This window comes from Sphingomonas lacunae (assembly GCF_012979535.1).
Classification (GTDB): Bacteria; Pseudomonadota; Alphaproteobacteria; order Sphingomonadales; family Sphingomonadaceae; genus Sphingopyxis; species Sphingopyxis lacunae.
This window is the reverse complement of sequence record NZ_CP053015.1, coordinates 281,181-297,372: the sequence shown is the minus strand read 5'-3', so window position 1 is coordinate 297,372 and position 16,192 is coordinate 281,181. Positions and strand designations below refer to the sequence as shown.

General features: G+C 62.4%; 16 protein-coding genes. 15 read left to right on the top strand and 1 reads right to left on the bottom strand.

Annotated features, from left to right (window positions below; genetic code table 11):
• The first annotated feature begins 11 nt into the window (after window positions 1-11).
• From GV829_RS01325 to GV829_RS01255, 15 genes are all read left to right on the top strand, one after another.
• A complete protein-coding gene (locus GV829_RS01325) occupies window positions 12-1,019 on the top strand; it encodes a glycosyltransferase family 2 protein (RefSeq protein ID WP_169943463.1) in 1,008 nt (335 codons plus the stop codon).
• Window positions 1,016-2,065, top strand: a complete 1,050-nt coding sequence (locus GV829_RS01320; RefSeq protein WP_169943462.1) for a glycosyltransferase family 4 protein — start codon at window positions 1,016-1,018, stop codon at window positions 2,063-2,065. Before GV829_RS01325 ends, GV829_RS01320 begins: the two co-directional genes overlap by 4 nt.
• Window positions 2,066-2,576: 511 nt before the next feature.
• Window positions 2,577-3,362 (top strand): succinate dehydrogenase iron-sulfur subunit, encoded by a 786-nt coding sequence (locus GV829_RS01315; RefSeq protein WP_169943461.1) that lies wholly within the window; start codon window positions 2,577-2,579, stop codon window positions 3,360-3,362.
• The gene (locus tag GV829_RS01310) at window positions 3,362-3,859 is read left to right on the top strand and encodes a PaaI family thioesterase (RefSeq protein WP_246203131.1); all 498 of its coding nucleotides are present in this window, start codon (window positions 3,362-3,364) and stop codon (window positions 3,857-3,859) included. Before GV829_RS01315 ends, GV829_RS01310 begins: the two co-directional genes overlap by 1 nt.
• On the top strand, window positions 3,859-4,974 hold the full coding sequence (gene zapE / locus GV829_RS01305) for a cell division protein ZapE (protein ID WP_169943460.1): 1,116 nt from the start codon (window positions 3,859-3,861) through the stop codon (window positions 4,972-4,974). The genes GV829_RS01310 and zapE overlap by 1 nt, the downstream gene beginning before the upstream one ends.
• 240 nt (window positions 4,975-5,214) lie before the next feature.
• On the top strand, window positions 5,215-6,177 hold the full coding sequence (gene mdh, locus GV829_RS01300; RefSeq protein WP_169943459.1) for a malate dehydrogenase: 963 nt from the start codon (window positions 5,215-5,217) through the stop codon (window positions 6,175-6,177).
• A gap of 127 nt (window positions 6,178-6,304) precedes the next feature.
• Complete coding sequence (sucD, locus tag GV829_RS01295; protein ID WP_169943458.1) at window positions 6,305-7,189, top strand: succinate--CoA ligase subunit alpha; 885 nt, start codon at window positions 6,305-6,307, stop codon at window positions 7,187-7,189.
• Between the two features lie 192 nt (window positions 7,190-7,381).
• A complete protein-coding gene (locus tag GV829_RS01290; protein ID WP_425505430.1) occupies window positions 7,382-10,207 on the top strand; it encodes a 2-oxoglutarate dehydrogenase E1 component in 2,826 nt (941 codons plus the stop codon).
• Between the two features lie 4 nt (window positions 10,208-10,211).
• Entirely contained in the window at window positions 10,212-11,411 is a 1,200-nt protein-coding gene (gene odhB / locus GV829_RS01285; protein WP_169943457.1) for a 2-oxoglutarate dehydrogenase complex dihydrolipoyllysine-residue succinyltransferase, read from the top strand.
• Window positions 11,412-11,421: 10 nt separating this feature from the next.
• Entirely contained in the window at window positions 11,422-12,822 is a 1,401-nt protein-coding gene (gene lpdA / locus GV829_RS01280; protein ID WP_169943456.1) for a dihydrolipoyl dehydrogenase, read from the top strand.
• A gap of 59 nt (window positions 12,823-12,881) precedes the next feature.
• On the top strand, window positions 12,882-13,664 hold the full coding sequence (locus tag GV829_RS01275; RefSeq protein WP_169943455.1) for a hypothetical protein: 783 nt from the start codon (window positions 12,882-12,884) through the stop codon (window positions 13,662-13,664).
• 64 nt (window positions 13,665-13,728) lie between these two features.
• A complete protein-coding gene (gene relB / locus GV829_RS01270; RefSeq protein ID WP_169943454.1) occupies window positions 13,729-13,920 on the top strand; it encodes a type II toxin-antitoxin system RelB family antitoxin in 192 nt (63 codons plus the stop codon).
• Complete coding sequence (locus GV829_RS01265) at window positions 13,883-14,200, top strand: type II toxin-antitoxin system RelE/ParE family toxin (RefSeq protein WP_246202945.1); 318 nt, start codon at window positions 13,883-13,885, stop codon at window positions 14,198-14,200. Before relB ends, GV829_RS01265 begins: the two co-directional genes overlap by 38 nt.
• Window positions 14,197-14,892: a PepSY domain-containing protein gene (locus tag GV829_RS01260; RefSeq protein ID WP_246202944.1), complete on the top strand. Its 696-nt coding sequence runs from the start codon at window positions 14,197-14,199 to the stop codon at window positions 14,890-14,892. Before GV829_RS01265 ends, GV829_RS01260 begins: the two co-directional genes overlap by 4 nt.
• A gap of 73 nt (window positions 14,893-14,965) precedes the next feature.
• Window positions 14,966-15,445, top strand: coding sequence for a DUF2314 domain-containing protein (locus GV829_RS01255; protein WP_169943453.1), 480 nt, complete (start codon window positions 14,966-14,968; stop codon window positions 15,443-15,445).
• A 9-nt stretch (window positions 15,446-15,454) separates the two neighbouring features.
• Here GV829_RS01255 and GV829_RS01250 read toward each other — a convergent pair whose 3' ends face one another.
• Entirely contained in the window at window positions 15,455-16,150 is a 696-nt protein-coding gene (locus GV829_RS01250) for a YoaK family protein (protein WP_246202942.1), read from the bottom strand.
• Window positions 16,151-16,192: the final 42 nt, after the last annotated feature.

Here is a 16,192-nt window from a genome sequence, read left to right as displayed (position 1 = left end):
GGAGACCACCCATGCCAATCAATCAACCCGCCGCGCCGCGTGTCAGCATTGTGATGCCGGTTTACAATGTCGAACGTTATGTTGCTGAAGCCATCGACTCGGTTTTGGCCCAAACATTCCATGATTGGGAGTTGCTCGTGATCGATGATGGCGGCAGCGACCGCAGCATCGATATTGCTGCCGAATATTGCGATCCGCGGATACGCATCATTGCCCAGCGTAATCGCGGTCTTGCCGGTGCCCGCAATACCGGAATCGCCCATGCTCGCGGCGACTATATCGCTTTGCTTGATTCGGATGACCGCTGGTTGCCCGAAAAGCTGGCACTTCATGTCATTCACCTCGATGCGGCACCCAATGTGGATGTCAGCTACAGTGCCTCCCGCTTCATCGATGGCGCCGGTAATGCCCTGCGTCAGACGCAGACACCGCGCCTCCACGACATTACGCCCCAGCTGATCTTGTGTCGTAATCCGGTCGGCAATGGTTCGGCTGCGGTGATCCGGCGCAGTGCTCTGGACCTGATCGCCTTCGTCCATCCTGACGAACCCGATCGCACCTGCTGGTTTGACGAAAGCTTTCGTCAGTCGGAAGACATCGAATTGTGGGTCCGGCTCGCTGTGCAAGCGCAAGCATGCTTTGACGGTATTGCTCCGGAACTGACCGAATATCGTATAGTCGCCGGGGGTCTTTCCGCCAACATCGCTCGCCAGTTTGAAAGCTGGGAACGAATGATTGCCAAAACAGCATCCTATGCTCCTGAATTTGTCGGCCGGCATGGTGATCGCGCTAGGGCCTATCAATTGCGCTATCTGGCCCGACGTTCCGTCCAACTGGGTGACGGCAGCTTCGCCCTGTCTTTGGTCGCCCAGGCTTTGAAGGCCAGTGTCCGGCCGCTCGTGGAAGAACCACGCAAGACCTTGGTTACCCTTGGTGCCGCTTTGGTAGCCAGGCTGGTGGACGCTGACCGCTTCAGTCGATTGGCCTCACGCTGGACAGGCGGGAGGGCTGTGGCATGACCCGGCTGCAAATAGTCCATCTGCTCGACGATTTTGCCCTGGGTGGTGTCACCAAGGGACTGGATGTCTACAACGACCCCGGCTTTACCGATGTTGCCGAATCCCGGACGGTGGCAATCAAGTCTGACGCTGTCATCGCACCAAGGGTCGATGCAGACATCATTGTCACGCATTTTCCTCCAAACTGGCGCCGGATCCTGTTTCTTCTGTCGCTCAAGGCGCGTAATCCGCACGCCAGCCTGCTGCACGTCGAACACAGCTATTCGGCCGAATGGGAAAATCTGCATGTTCCGCACAAGGCCCGCTTCCGTTTCATGCTCAAGATGGCCTTCTCCATCGTCGATCATGTCGTTGCCGTGTCGCATGGTGTCGGCGAATGGATGAGCCGCATTGGCGCGGTCCAAGGCGACAGGTTGACCATCATTTATCCCTATTCCGGGAAGAAGGGCCTTGACCGTGTGCCGGACATGAAGCGCCCGGACGATGGTCGCCTGATCATCGGTGCCTATGGCCGTTTCCATGAGTGCAAGAACTTCGACACGTTGATCAAGGCCGTTCGGCTGCTGGGCGAAGATGCGCCAGTTGATCTTGTCCTGGGTGGCTTTGGCCCTGAACAGGACAAATTGGTTGAGCTAGCCGGCATGGCTCGCAATATTCGCTTCACAGGCCGGGTTGATGATGTCGCTGCATTCCTTGCTGGAATTCATGTCTTTGCGGTGCCGTCGCGTTACGAAGCCTATGGCCAGGTGGCGAACGAGGCGCGCGAGGCCGGTCGGGCCATCCTCGTCTCACCTGTCGGCGGGTTGCCTGAACAGGTTGGTCGGGGTGGTGTCGTGGCTGACTGTTCCACCCCTGAATCCCTGGCAGATGCCATTGCCGCTCTGCATCATCTGCCGCTTGAACAGATGGGTCAGGAAGGGCGCAAGGCGACCCATGGATGCGGGCAGGAACGCGTTGCCCAGTGGATCAAATTATTCCGCCTTCTGGTTCCCCGCGCGGGCAGCTCGGCTCTGATCAGGCGTTCGCCCGGTCTCTCGACCGCTTGATCGCCACGAGCCAGCACGGGAGGGACGGGCCGCCGGAGGACCAGCCGGTAGCCCGTCCTTTTTGATCGGGCAAAGTCTCTTTCCTGTATGACACGGTCCTTGAGCCAATCGCGCCACGGCTCCCAAGCTGAAACTTGGCGCGACAAGCCGCGCTGTGCTGGCCACTGTCACCCTGCGGCACAATGCGCAAGCGGTGGTGGATGCGCTACTTTGCATCATTTCCCATTTGCGCACCTCTCCGGCCCGCAAATCGAGGTGTTTGCGCCTTGCTGGTGTGACAACCCGTGTCAATCAATGTCACATGCTATTAGCCATGCTGACTCACACTCTATGTTGTGCCGCTGGCCGGAGATGCTCACTATTGTTTCGGTCCGCCAATCGTTGGGGATGGCAGGCCTCTCATTTGCGGCAGTTTTCCCGCCCCTCCTGCTTGCCGTTCACGTCAACCGGCGTTAGGGCACATTCGACTCTTCTCTCCGCCGTCCGGGCTCATGAGGTTTAGGGACAGACAATGGCTGAATTTTCGCTTCCGCAGAACAGCAAGATCACCGGCAAGGGCCAGGCTTACAAGGCGGCCACAGGCGGAAAAGCGCGTAATTTCCGCGTCTATCGCTATAATCCGGACTCGGGTGAGAATCCTCGTTTCGATACCTTTGAGATTGACACTGAAGCCTGCGGTCCGATGGTGCTTGATGCGCTCATCAAGATGAAGAGCGAGCAGGATTCGACGCTGACCTTCCGTCGCTCATGCCGTGAGGGCATCTGCGGTTCCTGCGCCATGAACATAAATGGCAAGAATGGCCTGGCCTGCACGACCGCGATTGAGGATTGCGGTGGCAAGGACATCACCATAACGCCGCTGCCACACATGGAAGTGATCAAGGACCTTGTCCCTGATTTCACGCATTTTTACGCCCAGTATAACTCGATCTCGCCCTGGCTGCAGACCAAGACGCCTACCCCGTCGGGCAAGGAACGTCTCCAGTCACCTGAGGACCGCGCCAAGCTCGATGGGCTGTATGAGTGCATTTTGTGCGCTTGTTGCTCGACCAGCTGCCCCAGTTATTGGTGGAACAGCGACAAGTTTCTTGGGCCGGCGATCCTGCTCCAGGCCTATCGCTGGCTGGCCGACAGTCGCGACGAATATACCGGTGAGCGGCTCGATGAGCTGGAAGACCCGTTCCGTCTCTATCGCTGCCACACCATCATGAACTGCGCCAACGCCTGCCCCAAGGGCCTGTCCCCGGCCCGGGCTATTGCCGAAACCAAGAAGATGCTGGTCGAGCGGTCGGTGTGATCGGGACGGCTCAACCGCCGCTCCGCGAGTCCGACAACTTTACCGCCGAACAGCTGGCGGACGGCTGGGTCAGCTGGAACCTAAAGGACAAGGAGCGATTCAACGCCTTTCTTGAGCCGCTGATGGTCCGCAAGGAGCGCGAGCAGACTCCGGGCATGCGGCGTGGCCGTTTGCGCATGCATCCGACGCGCAAGCACAGTAATCTCGGCCACAACGTCCATGGCGCGGTGACTCTGGGCCTGATCGACATATCGCTCTTCGCCATTCCCGGCCAATACGGCGCATTGGGTGCTGGCTTTTCGGTGACGCTTGATCTCCAGACCCAGTTCATCGGAGCTGGCCGGGTTGATGAACCGCTTGATGCCTTGGTGGAAATCGTTCGTGAAACCGGCCGTCTCATCTTCCTGCGCGGCTTGGTCGTGCAGGGCCCGGACGACAGCCACCTCGTCGCCAGCTTCACCGGCACGGTCCGCAAGCCGTCGCTGCCCAGGGGCTGATGAGCGGGACGCTGGCGGCCTATGATGCGCTTGTCGCGACGGGCGAACTGAAGCCTGACCCTGACCAGCGGGCGGCGGCCGTGCGGCTCGACCGGTTGCAACAGGAGCTCGAAGCGGGGCAGGGCGGTGCCAGTCTGCTCTCCCGCCTGTTCGGCAAGGGCAAACCGGAGCAGCCGCGCGGCGTTTACATGTGGGGTGGTGTCGGGCGCGGCAAGACAATGCTGATGGACCTGTTCCACGAACATCTCGCCATCCCTGAAAAGCGCCGGGCACACTTTCATGCCTTCATGGCGGATGTCCATGCGCGGCTCAGGGCGGCACGGGCGACCGAGCAGGGTGACCCGGTGATTGCGGTTGCCAAAACGATGGCCAAGGAACAGCGGCTGCTCGCCTTTGACGAGATGGTGGTCAACAACAGCGCCGACGCGATGATCATGTCGCGGCTGTTCACCGCGTTGATCGAGAATGGGGTGACGCTGGTGGCGACAAGCAACCGGCCTCCGGTCGATCTCTACAAGGACGGGCTCAACCGCGAGCATTTCTTGCCGTTCATAGCGCTGATCGAGGCACGGCTTGATGTGCTGCCGCTCAATGGGCCGAATGATTATCGTCGCGACCGGCTGGCGGGCGTCGAGCGTTGGCATGTACCCAATGGCCCGGCGGCGACTAAGGCGCTGTCTGATGCCTTTTTCCGGCTGACCGACTTCGCTGTTGAGGACCGCTCGCATGTGCCGTCGGCGGATGTTGACGTTGGCGGCGGGCGGACCTTGCATGTGCCCAAGTCGCTCAAGGGCGTCGCGGTGTTCAGCTTCAAAAAGCTGTGCGGGGAGGCGCGGGGCGCGGCGGATTATCTGACGGTGGCGCAAAGCTATCACACCGTCATCCTCGTCGGCGTACCGCAGCTGCGCCCCGAAAACCGCAACGAGGCGGCGCGGTTCGTCACGCTGATTGACGCGCTCTACGAATATCGGGTGAAGTTGCTGGCTGCGGCGGATGCGGTGCCGGATGCGCTTTATGTGGCGGGTGATGGGGCGTTTGAATTTGAGCGGACGGCGTCGCGGCTCAATGAGATGTTGTCGGATGACTGGCTCGAACAGGGGCATGGGGCGGCGTAGGTAGAGGGCGAGATAGAGCCACCAATTGCCCTTCCCGACCCTTCTACCCGGCGCAAGGGGAGAGTGATGGCGGAAGCGTTATTGCAATTGCGAATAAGTTGCATTAATGGCTCTATTTTTAACCTTTTGTTGGTTGCATTCCTGTCCCGGTGGTCTATGGCGAGCCTCGTGCGGAGCTGGCCTGCGGCCGGACCAGCCTGTGCGTGACGCTACTGCGGCCGGACGACAGGAGACGCAAGGATGGCCCGCAAGAAGATTGCCCTCATCGGCGCAGGGATGATTGGCGGCACGCTCGCCCACCTCGCCGCCAAGAAGGAGCTGGGCGACATCGTCCTGTTCGACATTGCCGAGGGCATGCCGCAGGGCAAGGCGCTCGACCTCGCCCAGTGCGGTCCGGTCGAAGGCTTTGACGCCAACATCAAGGGCACCAATGATTATGCCGATATCGCCGGCGCCGATGTGGTGATCGTCACCGCTGGCGTGCCGCGCAAGCCCGGCATGAGCCGCGACGACCTGCTCGGCATCAACCTTGGCGTGATGAAGTCGGTCGGCGAAGGCATCAAGACCCACGCTCCGGACGCGTTCGTCATCTGCATCACCAACCCGCTCGACGCCATGGTCTGGGCACTGCGCGAATTCTCGGGCCTCCCCGCCAACAAGGTGGTCGGCATGGCTGGCGTGCTCGACTCGGCCCGCTTTGCCACCTTCCTCGCCTGGGAATTCGGCGTGTCCGTCAAGGATGTGAACGCCTTTGTCCTCGGTGGCCATGGCGACACGATGGTCCCGGTGACCAACTACACCACCGTTTCGGGCATCCCGGTCGATGACCTCGTCAAGATGGGCAAGTCGTCGAAGGAAGCGATTGACGCGATCGTCGCTCGCACCCGTTCCGGCGGCGGCGAAATCGTCGGCCTGCTCAAGACCGGCTCGGCCTATTATGCGCCGGCCACCAGCGCCATCGCGATGGCTGAAGCCTATCTGGGCGACCAGAAGCGCATCCTGCCCTGCGCGGTCCATGTTGACGGCAAATATGGCCTCGACGGCCTGTATGTCGGCGTGCCGGTGGTGATCGGAGCCAATGGCGCCGAAGAGGTCATCGAAATCGCCCTCGACGATGAAGCCAAGGCCAATTTCCAGGTCTCGGTCGACGCGGTCAAGGAACTGCTGGTTGCCTGCAAGGCCATCGAGCCGAGCCTCGGCTGATTGTGCGCGCCCCTGCGCAGGCAGGGGCCCATCACCTGCGCTCTCCGCTGAGGCCGCGGCTTGATGGACAGGTTGGGAGAAGGGCCCCCGCCTTTTGCCGGGGGGCTGAATTTGTAAGGGCTATCCAATGTCGATTCTGGTCAACAAGAACACCAAGGTCATCACCCAGGGGATGACTGGTGCCACCGGCACCTTCCACACCGAACAGGCGCTGGCCTATGGCACGCAGATGGTCGCTGGCGTGACGCCGGGCAAGGGCGGTCAGACGCACATCGGCTTGCCGCTGTTCAACACCGTCGCAGAGGCGCGTGACGCGACCGGTGCCGATGCCAGTTGCATTTATGTGCCGCCGCCCTTTGCCGGTGCCGCGATCATCGAGGCCATCGAAGCCGAAATCCCGCTGATCGTTTGCATCACCGAAGGCATTCCGGTGCTCGACATGGTCAAGGTCAAGGCCAAGTTGCAGGGCAGCAAGTCGCGCCTGATCGGCCCGAACTGCCCTGGCGTGCTGACCCCCGGCGAATGCAAGATCGGCATCATGCCCGGCAGCATCTTCTCCAAGGGCAGCGTCGGCGTCGTGTCGCGCTCCGGCACGCTGACCTATGAAGCGGTGTTCCAGACGACCAACGCCGGCCTGGGCCAGACGACCGCCGTCGGCATCGGTGGTGACCCGGTCAACGGCACCAACTTCATCGACGTGCTGGAACTTTTCCTCGCCGACGACGCCACCGAATCGATCATCATGATCGGCGAAATCGGCGGCTCGGCCGAAGAAGAAGCGGCGCAATTCCTGATCGACGAAGCCAAGAAGGGCCGCAAGAAGCCGATGGCCGGCTTCATTGCCGGTCGCACGGCCCCCCCGGGCCGCCGCATGGGTCATGCCGGTGCAATCGTCTCGGGCGGCCAGGGCGGCGCCGAAGACAAGATTGCGGCAATGGAAGCTGCCGGTATCCGCGTGGCGGCCAGCCCGTCGGAACTGGGTTCGACGTTGCTGGAAGTGCTGAAGGGGTGAGGTGACCCTTCTCCCCTTGTGGGAGAAGGATACGAAGCCTTGCCGACGTGTCGGCTAGGCGCAGTTGGATGAGGGGTATGCGAGCCATGAGCTCGCGCGGCCCAATGGGCCGCATTCCCCTCACCCAGCTTCGACATAGGCAGCACGCTGCCAAGTCTGCGCAACCCTCTCCCACAAGGGGAGAGGGGAGGGATGAATGACATGGATTTTGACGGCAGCTTTGAAATCGAAACCGGTCCCAGCTGGCAGCGTGCCAACTGGCCGCTGAACGACACGGATGCGCTGACGGCGGGGATGGACCCGACGCAGATGCAGGTGGCGGTCAAGGCGGCGGCGGCGAAGGCGGGTGCGCCCCTGTCCGAGGCGGAACTGATCGCGGCTACCAATGCGTCGATCCGCGCCATGCTGCTGGTCCGCACCTATCGCGTGCGCGGCCATTTGGCGGCTGACCTTGATCCGCTGGGGATCCAGTCGCGCGACCTGCCGGCTGACCTGACGCCGGAATATCATGGTTTCACCGGTGCCGACCTCGACAAGCCGGTCTATCTTGGCGGCACGCTGGGCCTGGAAAAGGCGACCATCCGCGAGTTGGTGGCGATCCTGCGCGCCAATTATTGCGGCAAGGTCGGCCTCGAATATATGCACATCGCCGATGTCGAGGAACGCCGCTTCCTCCAGGAGCGGTTCGAAGGCGCCGACAAGAGCATCGACTTCACGCCCAACGGCAAGAAGGCGATCCTCAACAAGGTGATCGAAGGGGAGGAATATGAAAAATTCCTCGCCCGCAAATATGTCGGCACCAAGCGTTTCGGTCTCGACGGTGGGGAATCGATGATCCCGGCGCTGGAAGCCGTGATCAAATATGGCGGCCAGATGGGCGTCCGCGAAATCGTCTATGGCATGGCCCATCGTGGCCGCCTCAACGTGCTCGCCAACGTGATGGCCAAGCCCTATCGCGTCATCTTCCACGAATTCCAGGGTGGCACCGCCAACCCCGAGGATGTCGGCGGATCGGGCGACGTCAAATATCACCTCGGCACCAGCACCGACCGCGAGTTTGACGGCATTTCGGTGCATATGAGCCTCGTCCCCAACCCATCGCACCTTGAGGCGGTGAACCCGGTCGTGCTCGGCAAGGTCCGCGCCCAACAGGTGTGGCGCGACGATCTGGGCCGTGAAAATCACAAGCAGGTGCTGCCGGTGCTGATCCACGGTGACGCCGCCTTTGCCGGGCAGGGCATTGTCTGGGAATGCCTCGGTTTCTCTGGCATTCGCGGCTATAACACTGGCGGTTGCGTCCATTTCATCGTCAACAACCAGATCGGTTTCACCACCAGCCCGCAATTTTCGCGCGGCTCGCCCTATCCCTCGGATGTGGCCAAGGGCGTGCAGGCGCCGATCATCCATGTGAATGGTGATGATCCCGAAGCGGTGACCTTTGCCTGCAAGCTGGCGATCGAATTCCGCCAGACCTTCAAGCGCGACGTCGTCATCGACATGTGGTGCTATCGCCGGTTCGGGCACAATGAGGGCGATGAGCCGAGCTTTACCCAGCCACTGATGTATGAGCGCATCCGCAAGCATCCGCCGGTGTCGCAGCTCTATGCCGCGCGGCTGGTCGCCGAGGGCGTGATCGGCGAGGCCGATGCCGCAGGCATGCGCGCCACTTTCGTCGAGCGGCTTGAGGCCGAGTTTGACGCGGCCAAGAGCTACAAGGCCAACCGCGCCGACTGGTTCGCCGGTCGCTGGTCGGGCCTGCACATGCCGGCCGATCCCGAAACCGCGCGCCGCAATATTGCCACTGGCGTGTCGGACAAGCTGTTCGACAGCATCGGTCGCACACTGACCACCATCCCCGAGGGGCTGGAAGTGCACAAGACGCTGAAGCGGGTCATTGACGGCCGCGCCGCCATGTTCGCCGACAAGGGTGACAATGAGGTGTTCGACTGGGCCACGTCCGAAGCACTGGCCTTTGGCACCCTGTTGTCCGAGGGCTATCAGGTCCGCTTGTCTGGCCAGGATTCGGGACGCGGCACCTTCAGCCAGCGTCACGCCGTCTGGGTCGACCAAAAGACCGAGGACAAATATGTCCCGCTGACAACTGTGCCGCATGGCCGGTTCGAGGTGCTCGACAGCCCCTTGTCCGAATATGGCGTGCTGGGATTCGAATATGGCTATGCCATGGCCGATCCCAAGGCATTGGTGCTGTGGGAAGCGCAGTTCGGCGATTTCGCCAATGGTGCGCAGATCATGATCGACCAGTTTGTCGCGGCTGGCGAAGCCAAATGGCTGCGCGCCAATGGCCTCGTCATGCTGTTGCCGCACGGCTATGAAGGGCAGGGACCGGAGCATAGCTCGGCGCGGCTTGAGCGCTTCCTGCAATTGTGCGCCGGCGACAATATCCAGGTGTGCAACATCTCCACCCCGTCCAACTATTTCCACGTGCTGCGCCGCCAGATGCTGCGGCCGTTCCGCAAGCCACTGGTCATCATGACGCCCAAGTCGTTGCTCAGGCACAAGCTGGCGGTGTCCCAACGCTCGGACTTCATCGGTGAAAGCCATTTCCGCCGCATCATGTCCGACCGCACCCCGCCAGCCGACGAGGCGGTGACGCGTGTCGTGCTCTGTTCGGGCAAGGTCGGCTATGACCTGATGGAGGCGCGCGACGCCGCCGAACTGGGTGACACGACGGTGATCCGGATCGAACAGCTCTATCCCTTCCCCGGCGATGCCCTCGCGGTGCGCCTGAAGCGGATGCCCAACCTCAAGGAGGTTGTCTGGGCGCAGGAAGAACCGCGCAACAATGGCGCCTGGTTCTTTGTCGAGCCATTCATCGAGGAAAGCCTCAAGGCCGCAGGCAAGGCAGGCATGCGCGCGCGCTATGCCGGCCGGGCCGCAGCAGCATCCCCGGCGACGGGCCTGATGTCCCGTCACCAGACCGAACAGGCGGCGCTGGTCGCCGACGCGCTGGGCCTTTCGGTCCGTGCCGAAATCCGCCGCACCAAGCAAAAGGGTTAAGTCCATGGCGAGCGAAGTCAAAGTCCCCACGCTGGGTGAATCGGTCAGCGAAGCGACCGTTGGCCAGTGGCTCAAGCAACCCGGCGAGGCCGTGGCGCTCGACGAGCCGATTGCCTCTCTCGAAACCGACAAGGTCGCGGTCGAAGTGCCGAGCCCGGTGGCGGGCGTGATGGGCCAGCAACTGGTCAAGGAAGGTGATACTGTCGCGGTTGGCGCAGTGATCGCGGTGATCGACGATGCGGGGTCGGGCGCCAAGGCTGCACCTGCGGCAGCTCCGGCGGCCGCTGCGCCTGTCGCTGCGGCGCCCTCGGTGGAAAGCACCACCCTGTCACCGGCTGTTCGCCGCGCGGTGCTGGAGCATGGCATCGACCCGGCCAAGGTCGTCGGCACCGGCAAGGACGGCCGCCTGACCAAGGAAGATGTGCTCGAAGCCGCGAAGAAGGCGGGTGAGGCACCGGCGGCCCCTGTCGCCGCGCCTGTGGCTGCCACTCCGGCGGCCCCGGGCCGTCACGAAGAGCGCGTCAAGATGACCCGCCTGCGCCAGACCATCGCCAAGCGCCTCAAGGAAGCGCAGGACACTGCCGCCATGCTGACGACGTTCAACGACGTCGACATGGGCGAAGTGATGGCGATGCGTGAGCGCTATCGCGACCTGTTCGAGAAAAAGCATGGCGTGCGCCTCGGCTTCATGAGCTTTTTCACCAAGGCGGTGGCACTGGCGGCGCGGGATATTCCGGCGGTCAATGCGCGTATCGACGGTGACGAGATCGTCTATCACAATTATCTCGACGTTTCGGTCGCGGTGTCGGCTCCCAATGGCCTGGTCGTGCCGGTGGTGCGCAATGCCGATAGCATGGGCTTTGCCGAGATTGAAAAGGCGATTGCCGACCTCGGCAAGCGGGCCAAGGACGGCACGTTGACGATGGAAGACATGAAGGGCGGCACCTTCACCATCTCCAATGGCGGCGTGTTCGGCGGCCTGATGTCCACCCCGATCATCAACCCGCCGCAGAGTGCCGTGCTCGGCCTGCACCGCATCGAGGACCGGCCGGTGGTACGGAACGGGCAGATTGTCATCCGTCCGATGATGTATCTCGCGCTCTCCTATGACCACCGCCTGATCGACGGGCGCGAGGCGGTGACCTTCCTCAAGACGGTGAAAGAGGCGATCGAGGATCCGGGCCGGTTGCTGGTTGATTTGTGAGGACAGGCTGATGGCTGACTATGATTTCGACCTTCTCGTCATTGGCGCTGGCCCCGGTGGCTATGTCGCGGCGATCCGTGCGGCGCAGCTGGGGTTGAAGACCGCGTGCGTTGAGTCGCGCGAGACTTTGGGTGGCACGTGCCTCAATGTCGGCTGCATCCCGTCGAAGGCGTTGCTGCACGCGTCCGAGCTGTATGAGGAAGTCGCGGGCGGGCATCTCGCCAAGTTCGGCATGAGCTTTGGCAAGCCGAGCGTCGATGTGCCGGCGATGATCGCCGAGAAGCAGAAGGCGGTTGACGAGCTGACCGGCGGCATCGCCTTCCTGTTCAAGAAGAACAAGGTCGAGTGGATCAAGGGTTTTGCCAGCTTCACCAGTGCCGATACGGTCGAGGTGGCAGGCAAGAGCTATCGCGCGAAGAATATCATCATCGCCACGGGATCGAGCGTTACGCCGCTGCCGGGGGTTGAGGTGGATAATGACAAGGGCGTGGTGATTGACTCCACCGGCGCGCTGACCCTGTCAAAGGTGCCGGGCAAGATGGTCGTCATCGGCGGCGGCGTCATCGGGCTGGAACTGGGCAGCGTCTGGCGGCGTCTGGGGGCCGAGGTGACGGTGGTCGAATATCTTGACCAGATCCTGCCCGGCATGGATGCTGACATCCGCAAGGAAGCGGCTCGCATCTTCAAGAAGCAGGGCTTCACCATCAAGACCGGCACCAAGGTGACCGGCGTCGCGACCAAGGGCAAGGGCGCGGTGGTCACGGTCGAGCCGGCAGCGGGCGGTGCGGCGGAAACGCTCGAAGCCGACGTTGTGCTTGTCGCCATCGGGCGCAAGCCGAACACCGATGGCCTCGGCCTCGACAAGGCCGGGCTCAGCGTCAACGCGCGCGGGCAGATCGAGACCGATCATGATTTCCGCACCGCGGTTCCCGGCATCTGGGCGATCGGCGATGTCATCCCCGGCCCGATGCTGGCGCACAAGGCCGAGGATGAGGGCGTTGCCTGCGCGGAAAACATTGCCGGCCACACCGGCATCGTGAACCATGATGTCATCCCGAGCGTCGTCTATACCTTCCCCGAGATTGCCGGGGTCGGCCTGACCGAGGAAGCGGCAGCGGCCAGGGGCGCGATCAAGGTCGGCAAATTCCCGATGATGGCCAACAGCCGCGCCAAGACCAACCGCCAGACCGACGGCCTGGTCAAGGTGATCAGCGATGCCGAGACCGACCGGGTTCTGGGTGTGTGGATCATCGCGACGGTCGCCGGATCGATGATCGCCGAAGCCTGTGTGGCGATGGAATTTGGCGCTACGTCGGAAGACATCGCCTATACCTGCCATGCTCACCCGACCCATGCCGAAGCGCTCAAGGAAGCGGCAATGGCAGTGCGCGGCAAGGCGATCCACGTCTGATCGGCACGGCGCGCCTCTCTGGCGCGTCGCTCGTCACCGGGGCCTTTGCCCTGACGCTGTTGGTCGGGCTGGCTCTGCTCGTGGGCGGTGGTGCGCCGGGTGGCTGGCTGGCGGTGCAGGCTGGCGCGGGCGTGCTGGCGATGGCGCTGTTTTTGCCGCTGGTGCGCCGCTGGCTGCCGCGTTTATCGACGGCGTTGTTGTTCGCGGTGCCGCTGGCGTTGCTGGCGACGCGCTTTCTTGATGAGGGGACGGACGGAGTCCATCGCTGGCTGAGGCTTGGGCCGGTGCAGTTACACATCGGCCTGTTGCTTCTGCCCGCGCTGTTGACGGTCGATGCTCGCGGCGACAATCGGGCCTCCAGCGTATCGTTAGTGGCGTGCGGCATGATCATTGGTCGCCAGCCGGACTTTGGCATGGCTGTTGCTTTGGCGATGGCTGTGGCGGCAATCCTTGTTGTGCGGCGCGACCAACGCGATCTGATGCTGGTACTGGGGGCCTTGTTGGCGTTTCCCGCTTCCTGGTCCAACGACTCACTGCAACCGGTGGCGATGGTTGAGCATGTGCTGACCGACAGCTGGCAATGGACAGCCTGGACCGGGCCGCTGGCGCTGATGGGCGCGCTGATATTGCCTGCGGCGCTGCTGTGGCGAGGGTTTATCGAGCCGGCGATGCGATTGCCCGCCGTCACCTTGGTGGGCCTGTGGTTTGGTCTGCTGCTCGCCAGCCTGATCGGCCATTATCCGGTGCCGTTGCTTGGCTATGGTGCGAGCGCGGTGCTTGGCTGGGCGTTGGCGCTGGCGTGGATGGAGGTGCCGGCAGTCGAAGCGACACTTCGTGCCTGAGCCATATGCATCGTTTCGGACCGGTCACCTTGCAATAGCTGACGTTCGGAGTCATGATCAGGCGATGACCAAGCTCTCGCCCATCGTCTCGGAGTTCGAGACCAAGGAAGAGGCCGCCGCCTACGACGCATGGTTTCGTGCCAAGGTTGAGGCCTCGCTTGCCGACACTCGTCCATTGATTCCGCATGAGGAGGTGGTGGCCCGATTGGCAGCAGGTCGTGAGAAACGTCGTCGTGCTGCCCGTCGTATGGCGTGAAAATGCGGCGCAGGCGCTGGACGAAATCGTTGATTATATTTCGCAATTTGATGAAGGCGCGGCGGACAGGCTCGAAGCACAGGCCTTAGACTGCTCACGCAATTTGCCGCATTTTCCCCACGCCTACCGAGCGGGCCGGGTTGAAGGCACACGTGAAGCGGTGTTCCATCCCAACTACATCCTCGTCTATCGGGTCGGTGAGTCAGATGATCGAAATAATCAATGTCATGCATACGCGCCGACTCTATCCGGCCGATTAGCAGAGGTGTTGGCCGGATGATCACCATGCGTCGCCTCGCCCGCTGGCACATCTGGCTCGGCTGGTTGATCGGCGTGCCTTTGCTGTTGTGGACATTTTCGGGTCTGTGGATGGTCGCGCGGCCGATTGAAGAGGTGCGCGGGACGGATTTGCGGTCGGAGCCTGCGCGATTGCCAGCCATCACCGCGCCGGTGTTGCCTGCCACCGAAGCCAGACCGGTCGAACGGATTGAACTGGTCCAGCGGGTCGATGGCCCGGTATGGATCGTTCGCTTTGCCGGTGGCGATGCGCGGGCTGCCAGCGTGGCAAGCGGGCGGATGTTGCCCCGCATTGACGCGGCGTTGGCGCGGCGGATTGCGGATGCCGCCTTGGCCGAGCCTTCTGCTGTGGTCGGCGCGAGTGCCTTTGCCGCCGTTGATGCGCCGCTGGAACTGCGCAGGGACCGTTCGTCATGGCAAGTCCGCTATGCCGATGGTGTGCATGTCTATGTCGATGCGCTGACCGGGGAAGTGCTGGCTGTCCGGACAGGTCAGTGGCGCTGGTTCGACCTGATGTGGGGCCTGCACATCATGGATTTGCAGACACGCGAGGATACGCATCATCCGTTGCTGATCGGCTTTGCCGCGCTCGCTTTTGCGGGATCATTGATGGGAGTGGTTTTGTTGTTTTGGCGTCGCAAGGCTCGTGTTCGGGGTGCCGGAACCAAAGGCTGATGTGACCGGTAAGCATCTGCAAGGATTTTCATGGCAGGATGATCGACCTGTTCAATCATGGATCATCTGTGTCATGTCGCTGACTACATTTCTGTTGGTCGTCATTGGCCTTGTCCTTGCCGTTCTGATCTGGCGTTCATTGCAACCCGTGGCAGGCATTGTTTTCCCCAAGGATGACCCTGCCTTGCAGGCAGCCAAGGCGGAGGCGCGAGCCAGCCTGCCGCAGTTCTGGAGCGCCTTTGATGCACGCCATCCTGACGACAGCGAGTTTGGTCTGAAGGTCAATCTGAAGCCCGGTGAACCGGATGGTGAACTGATCTGGGCGCTCGATATCGAGCGCAATGGTGAGCGGATCAGCGGCATTCTCGGTAATCGCCCGGTCGACAGGGCCTATGCCGAAGGGCAGCGGGTCGAGATTGATCCTGCCGCGATTGTTGACTGGTGCTATTTCCGAGATGGGGTGGCGCAAGGCCATTTCACCACCCGGGCGATGTTCCCGCACATGCCGGCGCGGATGGTGGCTGAGGGCAAGGCTGCACTTGGCTGGGCGTGACTTGGCCGGTCAATCGCTGCTGGCGTCATCCACTTTGGGTAACGCGTCCGGCTCAGGCCTGACCGGGCCCTTTGCACGGGGCCAGAGCCACCAGCCAAGGGCGGCAGCGGTGACGACGGCCAGCCACAACGCGTGCAGGTCAATCCGCCAATAAAGGCCAACACCGGTCAGGCCTCCACCAAGGAAACCGGCCCATAGCATCAGATGCCGCATCCAATCATCAATGGCGGTGTCTGGGTCCCGGTCGATCCAGCGGGCGAGGGTCTGACCCAGTCTGACCAGCGTACCGGTCATGTAGGTCAGGCCAACCGCTACCTCGCCATCGCGTTCGAACAGCGTATTGACCGCGCCCATCGCCATGGCGAGGAGCAAGGCGGGGAAGAGGTCTCCGGGATGGGCGATGAGCGCGGCAAGGGCGATCAGGGCTGCGACAGCACCCAGCGTCACCGCTTTCCGACGTGCGCCCATGCGACGGCCGAGCAATGTCCCGCCGATCACGCCGCCAAGGAAGGCAAGGATCAGCGAAGCGGCAATGCCCGCTTCCTGCCAGTTGCCGGCGGCACCGATGGCAAGCCGGGTGCTGTTGCCCGACATGAAACTGGCAAAAAATCCGCCGAGCGAGAGGAAGGCAATGGCATCGACCAAACCCGCCAGGGCGGCAAGCGCGACGGCAATGCCGAGCATGGTTTCGTTGAGTTGCTTCACACAGCGCATATGGGCGCGCACTCCCCCCTGTTGCAAGGCCGG

Coding starts and splice junctions, on each gene's coding strand:
- GV829_RS01325 (WP_169943463.1), top strand. CDS start 12: ATGCCAATCAATCAACCCGCCGCGCCGCGTGTCAGCATTGTGATGCCG.
- sucD (WP_169943458.1), top strand. CDS start 6,305: ATGTCGATTCTGGTCAACAAGAACACCAAGGTCATCACCCAGGGGATG.
- relB (WP_169943454.1), top strand. CDS start 13,729: ATGACCAAGCTCTCGCCCATCGTCTCGGAGTTCGAGACCAAGGAAGAG.
- lpdA (WP_169943456.1), top strand. CDS start 11,422: ATGGCTGACTATGATTTCGACCTTCTCGTCATTGGCGCTGGCCCCGGT.
- mdh (WP_169943459.1), top strand. CDS start 5,215: ATGGCCCGCAAGAAGATTGCCCTCATCGGCGCAGGGATGATTGGCGGC.
- zapE (WP_169943460.1), top strand. CDS start 3,859: ATGAGCGGGACGCTGGCGGCCTATGATGCGCTTGTCGCGACGGGCGAA.
- GV829_RS01260 (WP_246202944.1), top strand. CDS start 14,197: ATGATCACCATGCGTCGCCTCGCCCGCTGGCACATCTGGCTCGGCTGG.
- GV829_RS01320 (WP_169943462.1), top strand. CDS start 1,016: ATGACCCGGCTGCAAATAGTCCATCTGCTCGACGATTTTGCCCTGGGT.
- GV829_RS01315 (WP_169943461.1), top strand. CDS start 2,577: ATGGCTGAATTTTCGCTTCCGCAGAACAGCAAGATCACCGGCAAGGGC.
- GV829_RS01255 (WP_169943453.1), top strand. CDS start 14,966: ATGTCGCTGACTACATTTCTGTTGGTCGTCATTGGCCTTGTCCTTGCC.
- odhB (WP_169943457.1), top strand. CDS start 10,212: ATGGCGAGCGAAGTCAAAGTCCCCACGCTGGGTGAATCGGTCAGCGAA.
- GV829_RS01290 (WP_425505430.1), top strand. CDS start 7,382: ATGAATGACATGGATTTTGACGGCAGCTTTGAAATCGAAACCGGTCCC.